This window comes from Sapientia aquatica, from assembly GCF_004358105.1.
GTDB lineage: Bacteria > Pseudomonadota > Gammaproteobacteria > Burkholderiales > Burkholderiaceae_D > Solimicrobium > Solimicrobium aquaticum.
In genome coordinates this window covers 250371-269151 of record NZ_SMYL01000001.1, presented here as the reverse complement: position 1 = coordinate 269151, position 18781 = coordinate 250371, and the positions used below count along the sequence as shown (strand labels likewise).

General features: G+C 48.8%; 18 protein-coding genes. 13 read left to right on the top strand and 5 right to left on the bottom strand.

Annotation, left to right across the window (positions count from 1 at the left end; translation table 11 throughout):
* Positions 1 to 86: 86 nt before the first annotated feature.
* From E2I14_RS01255 to E2I14_RS01230, 6 genes are all read left to right on the top strand, one after another.
* The gene (locus E2I14_RS01255) at positions 87 to 1703 is read left to right on the top strand and encodes a sensor histidine kinase (protein ID WP_133324641.1); all 1617 of its coding nucleotides are present in this window, start codon (positions 87 to 89) and stop codon (positions 1701 to 1703) included.
* A 313-nt stretch (positions 1704 to 2016) separates the two neighbouring features.
* Positions 2017 to 2811 carry a thymidylate synthase gene (locus tag E2I14_RS01250; protein ID WP_133324639.1) on the top strand — a complete coding sequence of 265 codons (795 nt, stop codon included), beginning with the start codon at positions 2017 to 2019 and terminating at the stop codon, positions 2809 to 2811.
* A gap of 20 nt (positions 2812 to 2831) precedes the next feature.
* Complete coding sequence (locus E2I14_RS01245; protein ID WP_133324637.1) at positions 2832 to 3317, top strand: dihydrofolate reductase; 486 nt, start codon at positions 2832 to 2834, stop codon at positions 3315 to 3317.
* A 20-nt stretch (positions 3318 to 3337) separates the two neighbouring features.
* Positions 3338 to 3904: a DUF4337 domain-containing protein gene (locus tag E2I14_RS01240; protein WP_133324635.1), complete on the top strand. Its 567-nt coding sequence runs from the start codon at positions 3338 to 3340 to the stop codon at positions 3902 to 3904.
* A 40-nt stretch (positions 3905 to 3944) separates the two neighbouring features.
* Positions 3945 to 4748, top strand: coding sequence for a MipA/OmpV family protein (locus E2I14_RS01235; RefSeq protein WP_133324633.1), 804 nt, complete (start codon positions 3945 to 3947; stop codon positions 4746 to 4748).
* A gap of 249 nt (positions 4749 to 4997) precedes the next feature.
* Complete coding sequence (locus tag E2I14_RS01230; RefSeq protein WP_133324631.1) at positions 4998 to 7259, top strand: arginine/lysine/ornithine decarboxylase; 2262 nt, start codon at positions 4998 to 5000, stop codon at positions 7257 to 7259.
* Between the two features lie 116 nt (positions 7260 to 7375).
* Here E2I14_RS01230 and E2I14_RS01225 read toward each other — a convergent pair whose 3' ends face one another.
* Together E2I14_RS01225 and E2I14_RS01220 are read right to left on the bottom strand one after the other, a co-directional pair.
* Positions 7376 to 8737 (bottom strand): HD-GYP domain-containing protein, encoded by a 1362-nt coding sequence (locus E2I14_RS01225; protein WP_165967716.1) that lies wholly within the window; start codon positions 8735 to 8737, stop codon positions 7376 to 7378.
* 607 nt (positions 8738 to 9344) lie between these two features.
* On the bottom strand, positions 9345 to 9770 hold the full coding sequence (locus E2I14_RS01220) for a PaaI family thioesterase (RefSeq protein WP_133324627.1): 426 nt from the start codon (positions 9768 to 9770) through the stop codon (positions 9345 to 9347).
* Positions 9771 to 9903: 133 nt separating this feature from the next.
* Between E2I14_RS01220 and E2I14_RS01215 the strand changes: the two genes are divergently transcribed.
* From E2I14_RS01215 to E2I14_RS01205, 3 genes are all read left to right on the top strand, one after another.
* Complete coding sequence (locus E2I14_RS01215; RefSeq protein WP_133324625.1) at positions 9904 to 10629, top strand: hypothetical protein; 726 nt, start codon at positions 9904 to 9906, stop codon at positions 10627 to 10629.
* A gap of 42 nt (positions 10630 to 10671) precedes the next feature.
* Complete coding sequence (locus tag E2I14_RS01210) at positions 10672 to 11469, top strand: DUF2491 family protein (RefSeq protein ID WP_133324623.1); 798 nt, start codon at positions 10672 to 10674, stop codon at positions 11467 to 11469.
* A gap of 86 nt (positions 11470 to 11555) precedes the next feature.
* Positions 11556 to 12308 (top strand): coiled-coil domain-containing protein, encoded by a 753-nt coding sequence (locus E2I14_RS01205; RefSeq protein WP_133324621.1) that lies wholly within the window; start codon positions 11556 to 11558, stop codon positions 12306 to 12308.
* A 113-nt stretch (positions 12309 to 12421) separates the two neighbouring features.
* Here E2I14_RS01205 and E2I14_RS01200 read toward each other — a convergent pair whose 3' ends face one another.
* Positions 12422 to 13069: a DsbA family protein gene (locus tag E2I14_RS01200; RefSeq protein ID WP_133324619.1), complete on the bottom strand. Its 648-nt coding sequence runs from the start codon at positions 13067 to 13069 to the stop codon at positions 12422 to 12424.
* Between the two features lie 320 nt (positions 13070 to 13389).
* Entirely contained in the window at positions 13390 to 14259 is an 870-nt protein-coding gene (locus E2I14_RS01195; RefSeq protein WP_133324617.1) for an MBL fold metallo-hydrolase, read from the bottom strand.
* Positions 14260 to 14363: 104 nt separating this feature from the next.
* Between E2I14_RS01195 and E2I14_RS01190 the strand changes: the two genes are divergently transcribed.
* Both E2I14_RS01190 and E2I14_RS01185 read left to right on the top strand, forming a co-directional pair.
* Complete coding sequence (locus tag E2I14_RS01190) at positions 14364 to 15254, top strand: LysR family transcriptional regulator (protein ID WP_133324615.1); 891 nt, start codon at positions 14364 to 14366, stop codon at positions 15252 to 15254.
* 40 nt (positions 15255 to 15294) lie between these two features.
* Positions 15295 to 15966, top strand: a complete 672-nt coding sequence (locus tag E2I14_RS01185) for an FMN-binding negative transcriptional regulator (RefSeq protein ID WP_133324613.1) — start codon at positions 15295 to 15297, stop codon at positions 15964 to 15966.
* Between the two features lie 99 nt (positions 15967 to 16065).
* Here the strand turns inward: E2I14_RS01185 and E2I14_RS01180 are convergent, their stop codons facing one another.
* On the bottom strand, positions 16066 to 16425 hold the full coding sequence (locus E2I14_RS01180) for a hypothetical protein (RefSeq protein ID WP_133324611.1): 360 nt from the start codon (positions 16423 to 16425) through the stop codon (positions 16066 to 16068).
* 246 nt (positions 16426 to 16671) lie between these two features.
* Between E2I14_RS01180 and E2I14_RS01175 the strand changes: the two genes are divergently transcribed.
* Both E2I14_RS01175 and E2I14_RS01170 read left to right on the top strand, forming a co-directional pair.
* Positions 16672 to 17397 (top strand): PadR family transcriptional regulator, encoded by a 726-nt coding sequence (locus E2I14_RS01175; protein WP_133324609.1) that lies wholly within the window; start codon positions 16672 to 16674, stop codon positions 17395 to 17397.
* Between the two features lie 105 nt (positions 17398 to 17502).
* A complete protein-coding gene (locus E2I14_RS01170; protein ID WP_133324607.1) occupies positions 17503 to 18762 on the top strand; it encodes an MFS transporter in 1260 nt (419 codons plus the stop codon).
* Positions 18763 to 18781: the final 19 nt, after the last annotated feature.

The following is an 18781-nucleotide window of genomic DNA, read 5'->3' as shown; positions in this document are numbered from 1 at the left end:
GTCTCTAGACAAGCTGGCGCAAAAGCAACACGTGCTTAGACAGAAGTGCATCTAACCCAGTAAGCCAACTCTTCACAACTTGCCTGATGTTGACTAAAACATTGCCTCGTGTTTATCACCGCTTGCTAGCCTACATTGGCGGCATATCGCTGCGCTCAGCGATTATTTTGGCGGTGTTTTTTGGATTAATGGGATCGGCTGCGATCCTCATTCCGTTAAATACCAACTCGATTGAAACCAGCGCACGCGAGCGCCAAAATCAAGATCACCTGCGCTTGGCAAATATTTTGGCCGTCATCCAAAGCGAACCGCTATGGCAAATCACGCCCGATATTGCGCGTGTTTCTAGCAACGTGGTGTATTCCGATCCGCGGATTGCCTCGATTGAAGTATTCAGTTTTCCCGATCATAAACAGTTCATCAAATTGGCCGATCGCAAGGCGACGCTTAAAGGCCCGTTTACGGTAGTTTCACGCAGCATTTTGCATGACGACAAAGTGATCGGGGATGTCGAGCTGACCATGGCCGACGACATATTGATCGCAGAGGAACGCACCGCCTTAATCAGTTACTCCATTACCGCCGTGATTTCGCTGGTAATCGCCATTATGTTGATTTTGTTGGTTTTGCAGCGCCGACTAGTGGAGCCAATCAAAGGGCTGGTTAAACACTCAGAACGACTCGCCAATGGCCAATTAACGTACCCGATCACCTTAGATCGCAGCGATGAAATCGGACATTTAGCACAAAGTATGGAAGCCACGCGCCAAGCGCTGGCGCAGATTTTTTCTGAATTGGCGATTAAAAATAACCAACTCACCGACTACTCCAACACGCTAGAACACAAAGTCCAATTGCGTACCTCGGAATTGGAAGCGGCGCTGCGTAACATTAATCAAGCGCATCAAGAACTGGCCCGCATCGAGCGTATGGCGTCCTTGGGGTCCATGGTGGCCGGTGTCGCGCACGAACTAAACACACCGATCGGTAATTGCCTGTTAGTCGCCAGTACGCTTGAAGAAGAAGTGCAAAAGTTTCAAGAATCGTTCCTGCGCGGGACGGTGCGACGTTCGGAGTTGGAGCAATTAATTACCTGCTCAGCCGAATCAAGCGCCTTGTTACTGCGCGGCTTGCACCAAGCGGCTCATTTAGTGGGCGACTTTAAACAAGTCGCGGTCGATCAATCCAACGTGCAGCGCCGCCAATTTAACCTGCATACGATGCTGTTTGAGCTGACTTCTCTACTCATGCCCGGTATTTCAAAAACACCGTATATTTTGGTGCTCGACATTCCCAGCGATATCCAGATGGACAGCTTCCCGGGACCGATCGGTCAGATTTTTACCAACCTCATTAATAACTCGGTGGCACACGGTTTTAATGGCCGCGATTACGGCAATATGCGGCTGGCCGCCAAAGTCGAAGGCGATAAAGTCGCCATTAGTTTTACCGACGATGGAGTTGGAATTCCGCCTGAAATCTTGCATCGCATCTATGAGCCATTCTTCACTACCCGATTTGGGCGCGGCGGCAGCGGCTTGGGGCTCAGTATTACTTACAACATTGTCACCAACGTATTAGGCGGTGAAATCCAAGCCGTTAGCGAACCGGACAAAGGCTGCTGTTTCACAATTACTATTCCGATGATTACCCCGAACATGGAAGAAGTCACGAACCAATCCGACCTTGATTTCATGACCTAGCCTGCACTTTCTGCCTTCTACACTTACCAAAAAATCATGTCATAAGGAGTAGCCCATCCTTGGTTGGCAGCGCTACGGCAAACCTTAATCCTCAATCGTGATTATTTTGCTATTTTTAGCGATGCAAAAAGGATACCCCACCAGCCCTTCCCCTATCAAAAGCCCAAACTGATGCTGTACAATCGCGCATGCTTAAATGTATCGGCGGCTCATAGGAGATTGCACCGTTAAATTTAACCCTAAGCTTGCAAACGAGGCGCGCTGTAAGGTGCGCCGCCAACCAACAAATGTCCACTTGTGAAATCGTCAGCCCATGCAACAATATCTTGATTTAATGCGCCACGTGCAAGAACACGGCACCGAAAAAACCGACCGTACCGGCACCGGCACTCGCTCGGTATTTGGTCATCAAATGCGCTTTGATTTATCCAAGGGATTTCCGTTAGTTACCACCAAAAAACTGCATCTCAAATCCATCATTCACGAATTGATTTGGTTCCTCAACGGCTCGACCAACATCGCGTATTTAAAAGAAAACGGCGTCTCGATCTGGGATGATTGGGCGGATGAAAACGGCAATTTGGGACCCATTTACGGCTACCAATGGCGCAGCTGGCCAACGCCTTCTGGCCAACACATTGATCAAATCAGCCAAGTGATGGAACAAATCAAGCACACGCCAGATTCGCGTCGCATGATCGTCTCGGCCTGGAATGTGGCTGACATCCCGAACATGAAATTACCGCCCTGTCATGCGTTTTTCCAATTCTATGTGGCCGATGGCAAACTGTCGTGCCAACTGTACCAGCGCAGCGCCGACATCTTTTTGGGTGTGCCGTTTAATATCGCGTCCTACGCATTGTTGACCCACATGATGGCGCAGCAAGCTGGATTAGAAGTCGGTGATTTCATCTGGAGCGGCGGCGACTGCCATTTGTATTCCAACCACCTCGAACAGGTCAATTTGCAATTGTCACGCGAGCCGCTGCCTTTACCGCAGCTCGTCATTAAGCGCAAGCCTGATTCAATTTTCGACTACCAGTTTGATGATTTCGAAATCGTCAATTATCAGTCCCACGCGCATATCAAAGCACCTGTTGCTGTGTGATTTGCCCAACTCATTTGAACATGTCTGACTTAACTATTATCGTGGCCTTTGATGCCAAACGCGGCATTGGGATTAACAACACGTTGCCGTGGCGTTTGCCGGAAGATTTAGCGCGTTTTAAACGCATCACCACCGGTCACGCCATCATCATGGGACGCAAAACGTTTGACTCGATTGGTCGCCCACTTCCCAACCGGCGCAACATTGTTTTAACGCGCAATACCCAGTGGCAGCAAGCCGGTGTTGAAGTCGTTAATTCGCTCCAACAGGCGCTAGAACTTATTGGGGATCAAGCCGCATTTGTGATTGGCGGAGCCGATATTTATGCGCAAGCGTTGCCGTTCTGCAGCCAATTGCTGACCACTGAAATCGAGCAAGATGTGGCCTGTGACGCTTTCTTTCCAGCGATTGACGCGCAAGTCTGGCAAGAGACCGAGCGCGAGACACATTATTCAGAAGCAAACGCCTTTAGCTACGCGTTTGTCACCTACACAAAACACGCTTAATTAATTTTTTCGGAGGATATATGGCAGAAGAATTTGAAGTACACGGCCCTCACGACCATGAACTAGAACATGCTGCGCACGGCGGCGATAATTTTTCCAGCAGAATCGCGGTGATGACAGCCATCATGGCAACCGCTGGTGCGATCTTCGGATTTCAAGCTGGCTCGACCCAAAACGATGCAGGCATGTTTAAAAACAAGGCTGGCATCGTTAAAACCGAGGCGTCCGATCAATGGAATTTTTATCAGGCTAAATCGAATAAACAAAACTTAGCCGAATTAGCCTTGGTATTGCCAGGTGTTGATACTGCTAAATACCAAGCCGATATCGCGCGCTACAAGTCGGAAAAAGAAGAGATCAAAAAGAAAGCCGAAGAACTCGATAAATCCTCCAAAGAATGGGAAGAAAAATCCGACGAAGTCTTGCATCAGCATCACCGCTGGGCGCAAGCCATGACAGCGCTGCAAGTCGCCATCGCCTTGGCCGCTATCGCTTTATTGACGCGTAAAAAATGGTTGCAATTTGCTTCCTACGGCGTTGCTGGCGTTGGCGTAGCGTTGGCAGGATGTGTTTGGTTTTTAGTCTGAAATTACTATCGCTACTCACTTTTTAACTACCTAGTTATTTATGAAAAACTCACTTTTACCGCTCGCGTTGCTCTTGGCGACCGCCTCCTTTGCAGCGCAAGCGCAAACGTCGGATTTTGTTGAACTCATCCCGAGCGTCTATCTACAAAAAGATTTAACCGCCTCCGTTGGTTTAGGCGTGATCGATTTACCGAAATATGTCGATGGAAGTGAGCAACACATCAAGCCATTGCCATTAGTGGATTTGCAGTGGAAAAGCGGTGTGTTCTTCAGCACCGTATCGGGCTTTGGCTACAACTTCTCTGATACGGTCAGAATGCAATACGGCGTGCGCCTTGGTTTATTGGCATACCAAGAACAATCGAAAACCAACCGCGATACCGGCCCTGGCAACACGCCGACCGATGTTGAACCGGGTGCGTTTTTTAATTTCTTAATCACTGAGCGCTTTACCTTCTTATCAACCTTATCGACTGGCGCTGGCAGCCAACATGAGCGCAACGGCACGTTGGCTAATGTCGGTTTGCGTTACATTGAACGACTCAGCGATCAAGATCGCTACTACCTGATTTTGGGCTCGACATGGGCTAACGCACGGTACATGCAAAGTTACTACGGCGTGACACCAGAACAAGCTAGCGCCTACCATTTCCCTGTCTATAATGCCTCGGCAGGCTCGCAAAAAGTGAAGCTGTCGTTTGGCTGGGATCATGCCTTGAATAAAGATTGGTCATTGATTGCTGGTGGCACTGTTTGGAAACCGTTGGGCGCCGCTGCCGATAGTCCGTTAGCATCCAACAAAGCATTGCATCAACTGTACGGCGCGGCCTATTACCGCTTCTAAGTCTGAACGTCAGTGCCGCTTGCCGAGTTTGACGTAGGCAAAAGATTAAGTCAGGAGAAATCGACACCCAGTTCGATTTCTCCTGAAGCTTTTACGGCGCGGTGTTTGTTGTTCGCTTTCATTTAGGTTTTAGTTTTGTTTTTAATCCAGACCAACGCAAATTTAATACGCCTTTCATTTCCACAAGTTATCCTAGGCCGCTAAGTTCTGAGTTGTTCCGCTGTTTTACCTCTCTTTTCGGAGACAAATATGAAATTTCGCTTCCCTATCGTCATCATTGATGAAGACTTCCGTTCAGAAAACACCTCCGGTTTAGGCATTCGCGCCTTAGCGCAAGCCATGGAAGCAGAAGGTATGGAAATATTAGGTGTGACCAGCTATGGCGACCTATCGCAATTTGCACAACAACAATCGCGCGCCTCCGCGTTCATTCTGTCAATTGATGATGAAGAATTCGGCGGCGGCAGCCCCGAAGAAATCGATTTAGCGCTGACTTCATTGCGCGCCTTCGTCGAAGAAATTCGTTATAAAAATTCCGACATCCCGATTTATTTGTACGGTGAAACCCGCACCTCACGCCATATTCCTAACGATATTTTGCGCGAACTGCACGGCTTCATTCACATGTTTGAAGACACGCCAGAATTCGTCGCACGCCATATCATTCGCGAAGCCAAATCGTATTTGGATGGCCTAGCACCACCGTTCTTCCGCGCCTTGGTGCATTACGCCAATGACGGCTCCTACTCCTGGCATTGCCCGGGGCATTCCGGTGGCGTGGCGTTTTTAAAGTCACCCATCGGGCAAATGTTCCACCAATTTTTTGGCGAAAACATGCTGCGCGCTGACGTTTGTAATGCGGTGGAAGAACTCGGTCAATTGCTTGACCACACCGGCCCAGTTGCTGCGTCTGAGCGCAATGCGGCGCGGATTTTTAACGCTGATCATTGCTACTTTGTGACCAACGGCACATCCACTTCCAACAAAATGGTGTGGCACTCAACGGTCGCTCCGGGCGACATCGTGGTGGTAGATCGCAACTGCCACAAATCGATTCTGCATTCCATCATCATGACGGGCGCGATTCCCGTGTTCCTGATGCCGACACGCAATCACCTTGGCATTATCGGGCCGATTCCCCTGTCCGAATTCACGATGGAAAACATCCAAAAGAAAATCGAAGCCAACCCATTTGCGCGCGCCGCTAAAAATAAACAACCACGTATTTTGACGATCACCCAATCGACGTATGACGGCGTAATCTACAACGTGGAAACCTTAAAAGAAATGTTGGACGGCAAAATTGATACGCTGCATTTCGACGAAGCATGGTTGCCACACGCGACTTTCCATTCGTTCTACGAAGACATGCACGCCATTGGGCCTAATCGTCCACGAGCAAAAGAGTCGATGATTTTCTCAACTCAATCAACGCACAAATTATTGGCCGGCTTGTCGCAGGCATCGCAAATTTTGGTGCGCGAATCCGAAAACAATAAGCTCGATCGTGATCGCTTCAATGAAGCCTATTTGATGCACACGTCGACTTCGCCACAATACTCAATTATCGCCAGTTGCGACATTGCTGCGGCCATGATGGAAGCGCCGGGCGGCACAGCCCTGGTCGAGGAATCGATTTTGGAAGCCCTAGACTTCCGCCGCGCCATGCGCAAGATTGACGAGGAATGGGGCCAAGATTGGTGGTTCCAAGTTTGGGGGCCTGACACCTTATGCGAAGATGGTATCGGCTCGCGTGAAGACTGGATTATTCGGGCTGAAGACAATTGGCACGGCTTTGGTAAATTAGCGCCTAACTTCAATATGCTCGACCCGATCAAAGCGACCATTATTACGCCGGGCTTGTCGCTCGAAGGTCAATTCGGTGAAACCGGAATTCCCGCTTCCATCGTCACAAAATACTTAGCCGAACACGGCGTCATTATTGAAAAATGCGGCCTGTATTCGTTCTTCATCATGTTTACCATCGGTATTACCAAAGGCCGCTGGAACACCTTGCTGACTGCCTTGCAGCAGTTCAAAGACGATTACGATAAGAACCAACCGATGTGGCGCGTGTTGCCGGAATTTGTTGCGAATAATCCTCGCTATGAAACCGTCGGCTTGCGCGATTTGTGCCAGCAAATCCATCAAACTTACCAAGCGCATGACGTAGCACGATTGACGACCGAGATGTATTTATCCGACATGCAACCAGCGATGAAGCCATCGGATGCGTTCGCTAAAATGGCGCACCGTGAAATTGAGCGCGTCTCTATCGACGAACTCGAAGGCCGCATCACCGCGATCTTGTTGACGCCGTATCCGCCGGGTATTCCACTGTTGATTCCGGGCGAATGTTTCAACAAAACCATCGTGGATTACTTGAAGTTTGCGCGCGACTTTAACCACCGCTTCCCTGGCTTTGATACCGACGTACACGGCTTGGTGACGCGCGTTGAAAACGGCGTGAAGAATTACTACGTGGATTGTGTGCGTGAAGACGCGCAATAGTAGCAACGTTGTAGCAAGTTAAAAAATAAGCCCGTCAGATCTTGACGGGCTTATTTTTTATAGCGATGCTTTTTGAGGACTAGCAAATACGAAGCAATTTAGCCATTCAGCTAAGCTTAGACTGTCTCCACAGGTCGGAAATAATACGAGGCGCGTTTGCCCGGTGCCAAATAATCCAAAATCTCTGGTGCCAACTGATGTGGCGCGACGGTCTTGGTCACGGTAACTGACGCGTCCTGATCCAAATCGATCAACATCACTTCATCCTTAGGAATATCGGCGTCATAAATGAGCACGGTCGGCTTCAAAGGACGCTTCGCATTTACCGCCACCACCATGCCGATCACACCATTCGATAACAACACTATCGTGCCCGGTGGATAAACCCCAAGACTATGCACCAAGGCCGTTAAGGTTCTGGCGTCAAACTTTGTGCGCTGCTGAGCGTAGATTAGGGAAAGCGCTTCATGCGGGGTATGTGCCAACGATTTATTGATCGGATTGCAGATTTCGTCAAACGCATCTGCCACCGCAACAATGCTGGCCAAAGGCGAAATTTGTTTATCTCTCAGACGTGCAGGATAGCCCGAACCGTCGGTTCTTTCGTGATGCTGCCAAACGATGAGCAAGGCTTCGTAAGGTAATTGCAGACGATTACAAATATCAATTCCGTTTTTGCAGTGACGATGCATGATCTCGGCTTCTGCGGGTGTGAGCGGCTCGTTTTTCTCTTTAATCCGACGCGGAATGTCCGTGCAACCCACGTCGTGGAACACCGCGCCTAAGCCGATTAACTTAATCTCTTCTATCGAGAAACCCATTTCTTTGGCCAGTATCATCGACAAAATCGCGACGTTCAATGCATGGGTATACATATCGCTGCCGTTTTTGCTATCGATCATTAAGTGAATCGCAATCTCCGCTTCCATCATGGCCGACTCTGCCATGCCATCCACCATTTCAGTGGCTTGCTCGGATACACCAAGCGGATCGGCGAACATGTTTTGCCACATCGATTTCAACGCCCGCGCAGCGGCTAGGAATTCCCGTTCGCAGGCTAAAATTTTCTCGCCTTGCTTATTCATGCGTTCCATCATCGCGCGTTTTTCTTCATTGACGGGCGCGCTAGCGGAATGAGTAATCGCGTCGAGACTGGCTTGGGCTGCCGAAACTGGCTCGGTTTGCCCAGGCGCTTGGGTCTGCGTTTTTTGCGCCATTGGCGCGTCGCTCGGGGATGTTAGAGAATCGTCGTTGGCGCTGGGGACATCACTGGCCGGTTCACAATCACTTTTAATTGGAGAATAGCGAATCCGCTTTAAACCAAGACCTTTAATTGTGGAAATTTGCTCTGGCTTTTCGATTTTAAAACTAGCAAACGAAAACGGATGTTTAGTCCACCCCAAATCCAAATGGATGTATAAGCCGACGCAGAGTTGCTCTGGCCTGATATACGCATCGTTTAATGAATTTTTTTGCAATTTCTTCACCTTGTTCTGTTATGTAGCCTTTTCAATTGCTAGAAAACGCCGGCGGAATAATTCCAGAATTGCGTCGTCAACTAGCATCACTTACATCGTAGTGCACGCTTTTGCATTTCAATAGGTGTATTACACTTTTTATAGCAAAAACTTCAGAAAAAAGGATTTACGCTGACACGCTCGCGTGAATTTGGCGGCATGTTCGGTGCGCGTCCATGACTACATCATCGGATATAGAACGGCAGAACTGAATGCCCTATTTAGGGCATTTTGTAAAAAGCAAACAAAAAAAATCCAACTAATTTCGGAAAATGACGAATAACTTATTAATTTTAGTTATCCAAAATATCAGACGAATGAAATGAGCAGCAAAAGCTTGCATTCGATTGCGCCTAGCGGGCCTGCGATGAGGCAGACAGGCAACCAAGGGCCAGTGATTTATTCAAATGAGAATTAGCCCAACATCAAACCAGCACCATCGGAAAATAGCTGCGGCGAATGAGATGACGACACTACCCAAGCTAGGCAAACATAATTACAACTGCGTTGGAGTGTTCGCCGTGGACCTTGGTATTTAAGGGGGAAAAAATTCCAAAAAAATCACTACCTATTTCTTAGGATACAAAATCATCTGCGTACAGCGGAACAACGCTATCGTTTGATCGGTCGCTTTATTCTTCACGATCGCATCCCACACTTGGGTCGATTTACCGGCATGCACAACGGTTGCGGTACACACTAATTCGCCATCCCGCGCGGTGCCCAAATGATTCGACTTAATCTCGATGGTCGTGAAACCCGATGCGCCTTCGGGCAAACTCGCCATGCATCCAAAACCCGCCGCAGAATCCGCTAAAGAAATCACTGATCCAGCGTGTAAATAGCCGTTAGGTGCTAATAGAAAAGGCTGGATTGGCAATTCCAAATGCGATTGGCCGCGTTGTACCGAAATAATGTTGATGCCCAAATGCGACACCAATGTGCCCTCAGCTAGAGAAGTAGTATTCGTTGAAATTGTCGAAGGGCTGCTCATGTCGCCACATCCTTGTAATAGATAGTTAAAAAAATCTCGGTAATTTGCGCAAAATTTTACCTTAGAAAAGCCGAATTGCTTGTGCCACACTCCGCTGCACATTGAATCGCAACACCAACCAGCCGAGCACATCATGTTAAAAGCAACTCAGTTTTTTGCCGCACTCATGCTTGTATGCGCCCTTGGATCTGCCCAAGCAACGCCGCACGGAACTGCTGGCGCAAAACATAGCAGCGTCACTCATTCCAGCTCATTCGGTGGCTTTAATTCAGGCAGCGCAAAAACGGGGGCGGGATCAACTTCAACTTCTGGAAATAGCTTTGGCACATTCGGCTCATCGGGCAAAGCCGCCAACGTAAATAACAACACATCGAGTTCAGCCTTGTCCAAAAATTTAGAACAACAGCAAGCACAAAAAAATGCCTTAAACAATTTCGATGCAAGTCATCCGCAACGTCCAAATTCGTCAGCATCAGGTTCGATGGGCGCAGCAGGTACAGCAACGCCATTCGGAGCAGCGCAACCATCGGTAATTAACCAAACCGTCATCGTGCATGACCGCGGTTCATCGGGATGGGGTAGCGGCTGGATGTGGTTTTGGCTTGGCCAAGCGAGCGAACGCCATTCCAACAATACCGTGTATGTCAATAACAGCAACCCTGCTCAAAACCAAATTGGTGCAATCGATGACACTACTAGCGTAACCACAACCAATGGGCCAGCCACTGCGCAGCAATCCGGCACATCGTGGTTAGTCATTGTGATTTGGGTCGTGATCGGCGCTGGTGTCACGGGCTTGATCGTCTCGCACTGGAGGCAAACGCGCCAAGCCGCAAGACCAAGAAATTACACGTTATAAACCCAAAAAATTCCCTCAACCACAAACTCACCAGGAAAAATCATGAGCTGGAAAGATGCCATCAATTACGGCAAAGCGATGTTAGCGCAGCAAGGCATTGCGCCAAATACCGACCATTCGGCAGACGAAAATTTACCTCTCGGTGCGCGCATCGGCGGTCTGATCAGCTTGCAACAAACACCGTTTATCCGTGCCAACAGCAACGGTGCCATAGTCGATATCCCGGATCAGCTCACCAATCAAATTTGCTCCATTGGTCGAGTCCGATTCGACGCTGATGGACAACTGCTGCGCTACTACTTTTGGCGCGGAGACGAAGACGATGAAGCCGAAGTCTATGTCCAGCTCTATCAAGATCAAGTCGGAACAATTAGCGAAGTCATGTATTGCGCCCGACTTACCCGCTTCATCCCTCAAAGCAGCGAACAGCAAGCCGCTTACATGGGTAGCAACGGCGCCGGTTTGGGTGAGCCTAGCTACACAATTTATAAGCATCAATTAAGCGAGTTGGGTTACAGCGCAGATGAACTCGACAACATTTTTGGCGACGAAGATCAGCTCATTTATCAACGCGATGTCGGTAACGAAGCACAACAATTTATCGCGCCGTTCCGAGGAACAGAAATCCGCATCGATGACAGCAATGGCGAACAAGGCTTACGCCAACAGATTTTTTACATGCCTTATGTACGCACGCTGCGCGATCAGCAAACCAAGGAATATTTATTCATCAGCACCGACATCGTTGAAAGCAAAAATGGCGATCCAAGCAAACGCGCTATCCACGTCAATTTTATGCTTGGCTTAGCGCTTGATTTAGAACGTATGACAGTTCAGTAGCACGTAGTTGAACCAACCTAGCAACACCGTAACAACTGAGCAACAACTTAACCGACGTACACATTTTCATTAAAGGGAAATACATCATGAGCAATACCAGCGGATGGAGTTTGACAGCACGTTTGATTTCTAAACACTTCGGCGTGCTAGGCGATAAATTATCCGAAACCATCGCCAATTTTGACCCAGAAACAGCCACCGAAGCTGACCGCGATCGGCTGCAAAGCACCTTGCGCGAGACAGCACAAAAACTAGCTGCTGCACGCGCCTCATTCAATAAGGAACATCAAGATGTGGTCAACTTACAAAACCTCATCGCCAACGACCAAAAAGCCACCGAAACGTTAATGGCACGCCTACAAGCCGGCACGATTAGCGAAGCCACTGTCACTTTATTCTGCGATGAACTCGAAGCCAACAAGGCCAAGCTACCGACTGAGCAGCAACAGGAGGCCGACGCTAAGCAATACGCCGACGAGCTTCAACAAATCATGGATGCCTTATCCAAACAATTAGCCGACTTCGACAGTGCCGCGAAAAAGGCTTTGCAAACCTTAGCCACCGCCCAAGCACAAAAAGACTTGCAAGAAATGCGAATGGAGCGCCAAAGCGAGTTAGATGGATTAAAGGGATTAGGCGGCCAATCAACAGCATTAAGCGCCCTAACCCGCCGCGCACAAACAGTCAGCAACCAAGCCGCCGGTCTAAAAATCGTGGCAGATATTGGACAAAAACCAATCGACCAAGCTGCTGAGATCGATGCAATCAGAAAGTCAGTCGCGCAAGCTGATACAGCCAATGAAACTGCGTTGGATAGGTTGAAACGGTTGTCGGCTTAATAGCGAATATCGATGTTTGATTAATAAAAATCACGTCGCATGATCTGCGACGTGATTTTTCATTTTTTAAAATAGAACGCTAATGACGCTTGGTTCCGCTTGGTTCCGCTAGCTCAATCGTACTTAAGATAATCGAGCAACGGAGTCGTATTTGCGTACAAATATGAGCCATCGACTATTCTCTGTTCAGGCCCCTTAGTAACAATAAGATTCGGTACGCCCTGAATCGCAAACTCGTGCATTTTCTTCTGGGCTGAAGAAATTGACCTTGCGTTAATCGCCATCAATTCACCATCCCGATTGCGCAGGCGCAAGGCCGCCTCGGTTAAATCGATTTCATCCAATATGTCGGTTAAAACTGAAATCGAATTTATATCGAGCCCATGAATAAACCGTGCTTCTTGAATTGCCAACAGCGCCTTGAGCGCGCGCTTCGGTTGACTTAGCGTAACGGCAGTCAGTGCTAAGGTCGCGTTAGTGGAATCAAATCGGACATCGTGATTTCCTAAAACATCGCGCCAGTATTTTTCACTAAAAACTCGACCGGTTAATTGCGCAATTCGTTGATCGTTAGACCAAGCATATTGCGCAAAACGGTGATCCATCGGGCGCGCACCGGCATCGGCAAATAAACCGGTGGGCGTCAGTTCAAGCGCGACATTCTCTAGCTTTTGTATTTTTTGAAGTGCGGACGATGCGCCGTAGCACCATCCGCAATAAGGATCAAAAAGATAATTGACATGGGTAGGCTGATGCATCATTCACCTTTTTTTGTAAGCGCTTGATCTAGCTGGCTCGGTTTGGCAAGTGCCTAACCGTCGCAGTGTGCTGCAAACGGTAGACACTCCACCACCGATAAAAAAACCAACATCAATCGACAACTGAGCAGCTTCATTCTGCATACTTTACTGTCGATGTTCCGTCGTTTTTCTGACAATTGACAATAATCTACAAAGTGAATAATTCATCAACACAGTCACTTATCGTCCAGTCCAAGGCGCATGGGTACTCACTATTTACTTTTTAAATCCAGTCGGTTTAACAAAAGTGGCTGTGGTATTTCTAACACTGAAAGCCGTCGTTACCATTTCATCTCACCTTTATTTACTTTTGCGCCGATTTCTAATGCAACACCCACCGGTGCATTGGGATAAGCGGATTTCATGGCCTCGATTAATTCTGCACTGTTGCTGGTTTTGGCAATCTCGGTCTCAAAGAAGCGTAAATAATTCTGGGTGTAGGTAATCGAATTTGCATCCAACTTGGTGCCAGCGTTCATATGGCCAGGCACAACCACAGCGGGATGCAGCGCGGCCATCTCGTCCAACTGACTAATCCACGCGGCGCGTTCAGCAACCGTCTGCGTGTCAGCCGTCCAAACATGCAGATTGCCGAATATGCCTAAGCTACCCGCTATCGTCTTAATCGACGGAATCCAAACATAAGGGCGATGGGCCAGCAAACCTTGTGTACCTTTGATCTCCAAAACCTGCCCATCAACCGTCAACGTAGTGCCTTGCAATGCGGTCGGAATGACAGCGAGCTTGGGTGCGTTCGCGCCCATTTTAGGCCCCCAAAACGCTAACTTATCGTTCACTTTTGCAGTGAGCTTTTCCAGCACAGCCGGTGTTGCCACGACCTGCACATCGGGGAAAAACTCTTTAAGGGTCGCCACGCCAAAATAATAATCAGGGTCAGCTTGGCTGACTAATATCGTCTTGAGCTTAACGCCACTATCGAGCACATTGGCGGCGATACGCAATGCATCGGCGCGAGTAAATCCCGCGTCAATCACAATGGCTTCTGTTTGACCATAGACCAAGGTAGAATTTACGTTAAAGCTGGCGTCACCAGCGTTGTAGACTTTGATCTGTATCGGCTTTACTTCTGCGGCTGGCGCAGCGCTAAATGTGATGGCAAGTGTGGCGGCAATAATTGAGGTGCGAAACATAATAATTCCTTGAAGTGATTGATGATGCTGCGCAGTGTAGAACTACTTTTGACAGCGATAAACCCCACTAACCGAACATCACTATTTCTTAAATCGAGCAAATAATGGATAGACTCACCGCCGCGCAAGTGTTTGTGGAAGTGGCCAATAGCGGAAGCTTTAGCGCCGCCGCCGATAAGCTTGATATTTCGCGCGCCATGGTGACGCGCTATGTCGAGGAAATGGAGAAGTGGTTAGGAGCGCGATTATTACAACGCACAACGCGCCGCGTGACATTAACCGATGCGGGCGAAACCTGTTTGCGCCGCGCGCAGCAAATGCTGGAATTAATGGAAAACATGGAGGACGAAACCACCTCCAGCAGCGACGAGTTGCGCGGGCAACTGCGACTCACTTGCAGCACATCGTTTGCCTATGCCCAAGTAGCGAGTTTGCTCAATGCGTTTTTAAAAAATCACCCACTTTTGAAGATCGATTTAAACGTGAGCGATGGCGCGCTAAACTTAGTTGAATCACGCATCGATCTGGCTATCCGAATTAGTAACGAACCTGACCCGATGTTAATTGCCCGCCCTCTAGCAACGTGCGAATCATTCTTGGTCGCGTCGCCCGATTATTTAACCCAACATGGCAACCCCAAACACCCGCAAGAACTGGCAAAACATCGCTGCATGACGCACGCCCACGTCGGTAAAAACGCGCTCCGTTTAACCAACGAGAATGAAGAACTCGACATCAATATCGAGTGCTACTTGCGCGTGAATGAAACAACCATTCTGCTTCGATCCGCTCTGAGTGGCGGCGGGATTGTTATGCTGCCGACCTACTTAGTTAATGCGGAGATCGCACAAGGTAATTTGCGCATAGTCTTACCCGATTGGCGTCCACCAAGCTTTACCATTTACGCACTCTATCCTTCACGCCGCCAACTCGCTCCGGCAGTGCGCGCCTTGCTGGATTTTTTTATTGAGCGATTTGCTGTTTTACCTTGGTAAAACGTCGCATCCAATCGATTTTTAATCGGACCAACACATTATGTACTTACCACGCCACTTCGCCGAACCCCGTCTAGACATCATGCACGCATTAATGCGCGACCATCCGCTATGTACTCTCATTACCACCAATGCCGACGGCATCGCTGGCATGCCGAATGCCAACGCGATTCCGATGTATTTAATTGAAGATCAAGGTGAATTCGGTGTTCTGCGCGGTCACGTGGCGCGCGCCAATCCGGTGTGGCAGGAGCATCCTAAAGAGCTTGATGTGCTAGCAGTATTTCAGGGGCCTGACAGTTACGTCAGCCCTTCGTTTTATCCCAGCAAACAGGAACATGGCAAAGTCGTTCCGACCTGGAATTATGCGACCGTGCATGCTTGGGGAAAATTACATGCCATCGAGGACCCGATTTGGCTGCGCGCATTGTTAGATCAGCTCACCGAGCGCCATGAATCCGAAGTCGGATCACAATGGAAAATCACCGACGCGCCCAACGACTACATAGCCCAAATGCTCAACAACATTGTTGGTATTGAGATTGTGATTACTAAGATTTCTGGCAAATGGAAGGTGAGTCAAAACAGATCAGCAGCCGACCAAGCCGGTGTGTTAGAAGGATTAAGAACAGCAAATAATGCCGACAAAAATAAAGCGATGGTTAAGTTGGTAGTGCAACGTAACGCGCCTAAAAATAACCTGCCGGGCTAAGGTAAATTGCTAGGTTAGGTTCGCCGATACCTTGGTTAAATCGGGCTGGTTAATTTTTCCGTGAATTGACCAACGAAGTGCTTAGCCAATCGATGAACCTCATTTACGCTGCGCGTCAATATCAGCTAAACATTCCAATCCACGTGCGGTGATTTGATGACCGTCTGGCGTGTCCGCGATATAACTTTTCTTACTCAAAAATCCCATCACATCGGGTGACAACGGCGCACCGACTTTGGCGGCAACGGAGCGCAAACCTTCGATACAGTGTTTCGAAAACAGCACCGCTCTGCCCTCTTCGGTTAATTCTAGTTGCCCATCTTTGCGATAAGCAGCGAATTTTATTCCGCACAAGCGCTTGGCATTCCGATTGACGCAAGCTGTCGGTTTAACGTGTTTTGATAAACGACTAATTTGCTCGAGCGCGTCGAATTCATCAATACTTAAATCTTTGTTCATAGCTTGCCTTGGGGTGAATGCTGTCAGCTTAATTAGGTTAATTTAGCTCAAAAGAGGCGAGATTATAACTTAACGGTCGGCTTTATTTAGCTTGAGTTAGCAACTCCGACTAAATCCACGTCGCAACTGGCCAAGGCGAAGACCTAGAAATCCGCGCAAAACAGCAAAAAGCCGCACAAGTTTCTTGACACCATCAAGTCAAATATATATCTTACGATATGTTTTAAAATATATCTGGAGATTACTATGCATCACCATCACTTCAAGCAATCGGGCGATCACATCGGCTTTTTGCCGCGGCTAGCCGAGCACGCCTCAAGACGCATCCACGCCATGAAGCAGCATGGCGATCATTCCGGCGGGCGCAGCGGGCGCGGTTTTGGGGGAGGTGGAGATTTCGGCGGCGATGGCTTTGGCAGTCGCGATGGATTTACTCGTGGTCGCAAGTTCAGTTCCGAGGATTTGCAACTGCTGCTACTGTCGCTCTTGGCAGAAAAACCTGCGCATGGATACGAATTGATTAAGGCGCTAGAACTGCGCACCAATGGATTTTATACACCAAGCCCGGGCATGGTTTATCCAGCACTGACCTACTTAGAGGAATTAGCTTACGTGGCCGTGGAATTGCATGGCAACCGCAAAAGCTATTCTGTTTCTGAGCAAGGTAAAACCTATTTGGCCCAGCACCAAGAGCGCGTAACGCGAATGTTCGATAAAATTGCGCACATTGCCGCCAAAATGGACTCGCTGCGCAGAGCGTATTCAAACACTGATCCAAGCGCCTCATCTAACGATACCGAGCACGAAGGCGATCAAGCAGAATCAGAATGGCAACCCGAGTTGATTCAGGCGCGGCGCGCGATTAAATCGGCGCTGATCGACACCAGTAATGCAACTAAGAAGCAGCAATTGCAAGTCGCGCAAATACTGCTGGCCGCGACCGAACAAATTAACGCCATTTTAAAAAAATGAGGCTAGTAAAAGCGCATAGCAAACAGGTGAATATCGGCTCAACCGCCTGAGCCGAAAATAACCATACCAACCAGACCAACCAAACCAAAATCACTCAGGGAAATCATGTCTCAAACTTCGTTGTATCAACTCACGCCGGCGCGTGAACGTGGCCTGCTGTGGCTGCTGGCGCTGACGCAGTTCACCATCATTATGGATTTCATGGTGATGATGCCGCTGGGGCCGCAAATCATGGCGAAATTCGCCATCGGGCCAGCGGCGTTTGCGACCGCCGTTTCTGCTTATGCGTGGTGTTCTGGTTTATCGAGCTTGTTCGCCGCCACCTATATTGATCGCTTTGACCGACGCAAATTATTACTGGTGGTGTATGCACTATTTGCGTTATCAAACTTTATCTGCGCGGCTGCGCCAACATTTGTGCTGTTGTTGGTAGCACGCGCTTTCGCCGGACTAACTGGTGGCGTGTTGGGCTCGATCATCATGGCGATTTTGGGCGATGTGATTCCGCAGAATCGGCGCGGTGCAGCGACCGGAATAATCATGACCTCGTTCTCGCTGGCCGCCGTTGCCGGAGTGCCTGCGGGAATCGTGCTAGGAGCAAAATTTGGCTGGTCGTCACCGTTTTATTTATTGGTGGTGTTGTCGCTCATTATTTGGGGAATTGGCGCTGGTTTGATTCCATCGTTAACGGCGCACTTAGCCAAACAATCGAAGTCACTCGCGCGAGCATTGCCGGATTTAGTTGACTTAATCCGCACACCCCGTCATTTGCGCGCCTTTACCCTCACCTTTGTGATGATGATCTCGCACATGCTGGTCATTCCGTTTATTTCTCCAATGATCGTGGCCAATCACGGCGTCGCGCCGCAGCAATTATCGTGGCTATATATGGTGGCTGGCGCAGCGACATTTTTCACCTCGCGGCTGGTGGGGCGGCTTTCGGATAAATACGGCAAACATCATCTATTCCGCATCGCTGCGGTGCTCTCGATGCTGCCTATTTTATTTTTAACTCATTTACCAATGCTGCCATTTCTTGGGTTATTAGCGTTCTTCCCGTTCTTCATGGTGCTGGTCTCGAGTCGCATGATTCCTATGCAAGCGCTACTAACCACCGTGCCAGAACCTGCACATCGCGGTGCGTTTTTGAGTGTCAATAGTGCGATTCAATCGTTGGGAACTGGCTGCGGCGCGTGGATAGGCGGCTTGTTACTGAGCACGACTGCGGATGGTCATATTGTTGGCTATGGCACCAATGGCTGGTTGGCTGTTGGCTTAATCACCTTCACCATACTTTGGATCGGGCAAGTCAAATCATTTGATAATAAAGTTCAAGCTGTTCAAGCCCAAGCTAACACTGCATAACAATGAACTACCTAGGATA

Coding starts and splice junctions, on each gene's coding strand:
- E2I14_RS01180 (WP_133324611.1), bottom strand. CDS start 16,425: ATGAACAAAGATTTAAGTATTGATGAATTCGACGCGCTCGAGCAAATT.
- E2I14_RS01230 (WP_133324631.1), top strand. CDS start 4,998: ATGAAATTTCGCTTCCCTATCGTCATCATTGATGAAGACTTCCGTTCA.
- E2I14_RS01205 (WP_133324621.1), top strand. CDS start 11,556: ATGAGCAATACCAGCGGATGGAGTTTGACAGCACGTTTGATTTCTAAA.
- E2I14_RS01190 (WP_133324615.1), top strand. CDS start 14,364: ATGGATAGACTCACCGCCGCGCAAGTGTTTGTGGAAGTGGCCAATAGC.
- E2I14_RS01175 (WP_133324609.1), top strand. CDS start 16,672: ATGCATCACCATCACTTCAAGCAATCGGGCGATCACATCGGCTTTTTG.
- E2I14_RS01220 (WP_133324627.1), bottom strand. CDS start 9,770: ATGAGCAGCCCTTCGACAATTTCAACGAATACTACTTCTCTAGCTGAG.
- E2I14_RS01245 (WP_133324637.1), top strand. CDS start 2,832: ATGTCTGACTTAACTATTATCGTGGCCTTTGATGCCAAACGCGGCATT.
- E2I14_RS01255 (WP_133324641.1), top strand. CDS start 87: ATGTTGACTAAAACATTGCCTCGTGTTTATCACCGCTTGCTAGCCTAC.
- E2I14_RS01215 (WP_133324625.1), top strand. CDS start 9,904: ATGTTAAAAGCAACTCAGTTTTTTGCCGCACTCATGCTTGTATGCGCC.
- E2I14_RS01195 (WP_133324617.1), bottom strand. CDS start 14,259: ATGTTTCGCACCTCAATTATTGCCGCCACACTTGCCATCACATTTAGC.
- E2I14_RS01185 (WP_133324613.1), top strand. CDS start 15,295: ATGTACTTACCACGCCACTTCGCCGAACCCCGTCTAGACATCATGCAC.
- E2I14_RS01210 (WP_133324623.1), top strand. CDS start 10,672: ATGAGCTGGAAAGATGCCATCAATTACGGCAAAGCGATGTTAGCGCAG.
- E2I14_RS01240 (WP_133324635.1), top strand. CDS start 3,338: ATGGCAGAAGAATTTGAAGTACACGGCCCTCACGACCATGAACTAGAA.
- E2I14_RS01170 (WP_133324607.1), top strand. CDS start 17,503: ATGTCTCAAACTTCGTTGTATCAACTCACGCCGGCGCGTGAACGTGGC.
- E2I14_RS01250 (WP_133324639.1), top strand. CDS start 2,017: ATGCAACAATATCTTGATTTAATGCGCCACGTGCAAGAACACGGCACC.
- E2I14_RS01235 (WP_133324633.1), top strand. CDS start 3,945: ATGAAAAACTCACTTTTACCGCTCGCGTTGCTCTTGGCGACCGCCTCC.
- E2I14_RS01200 (WP_133324619.1), bottom strand. CDS start 13,069: ATGATGCATCAGCCTACCCATGTCAATTATCTTTTTGATCCTTATTGC.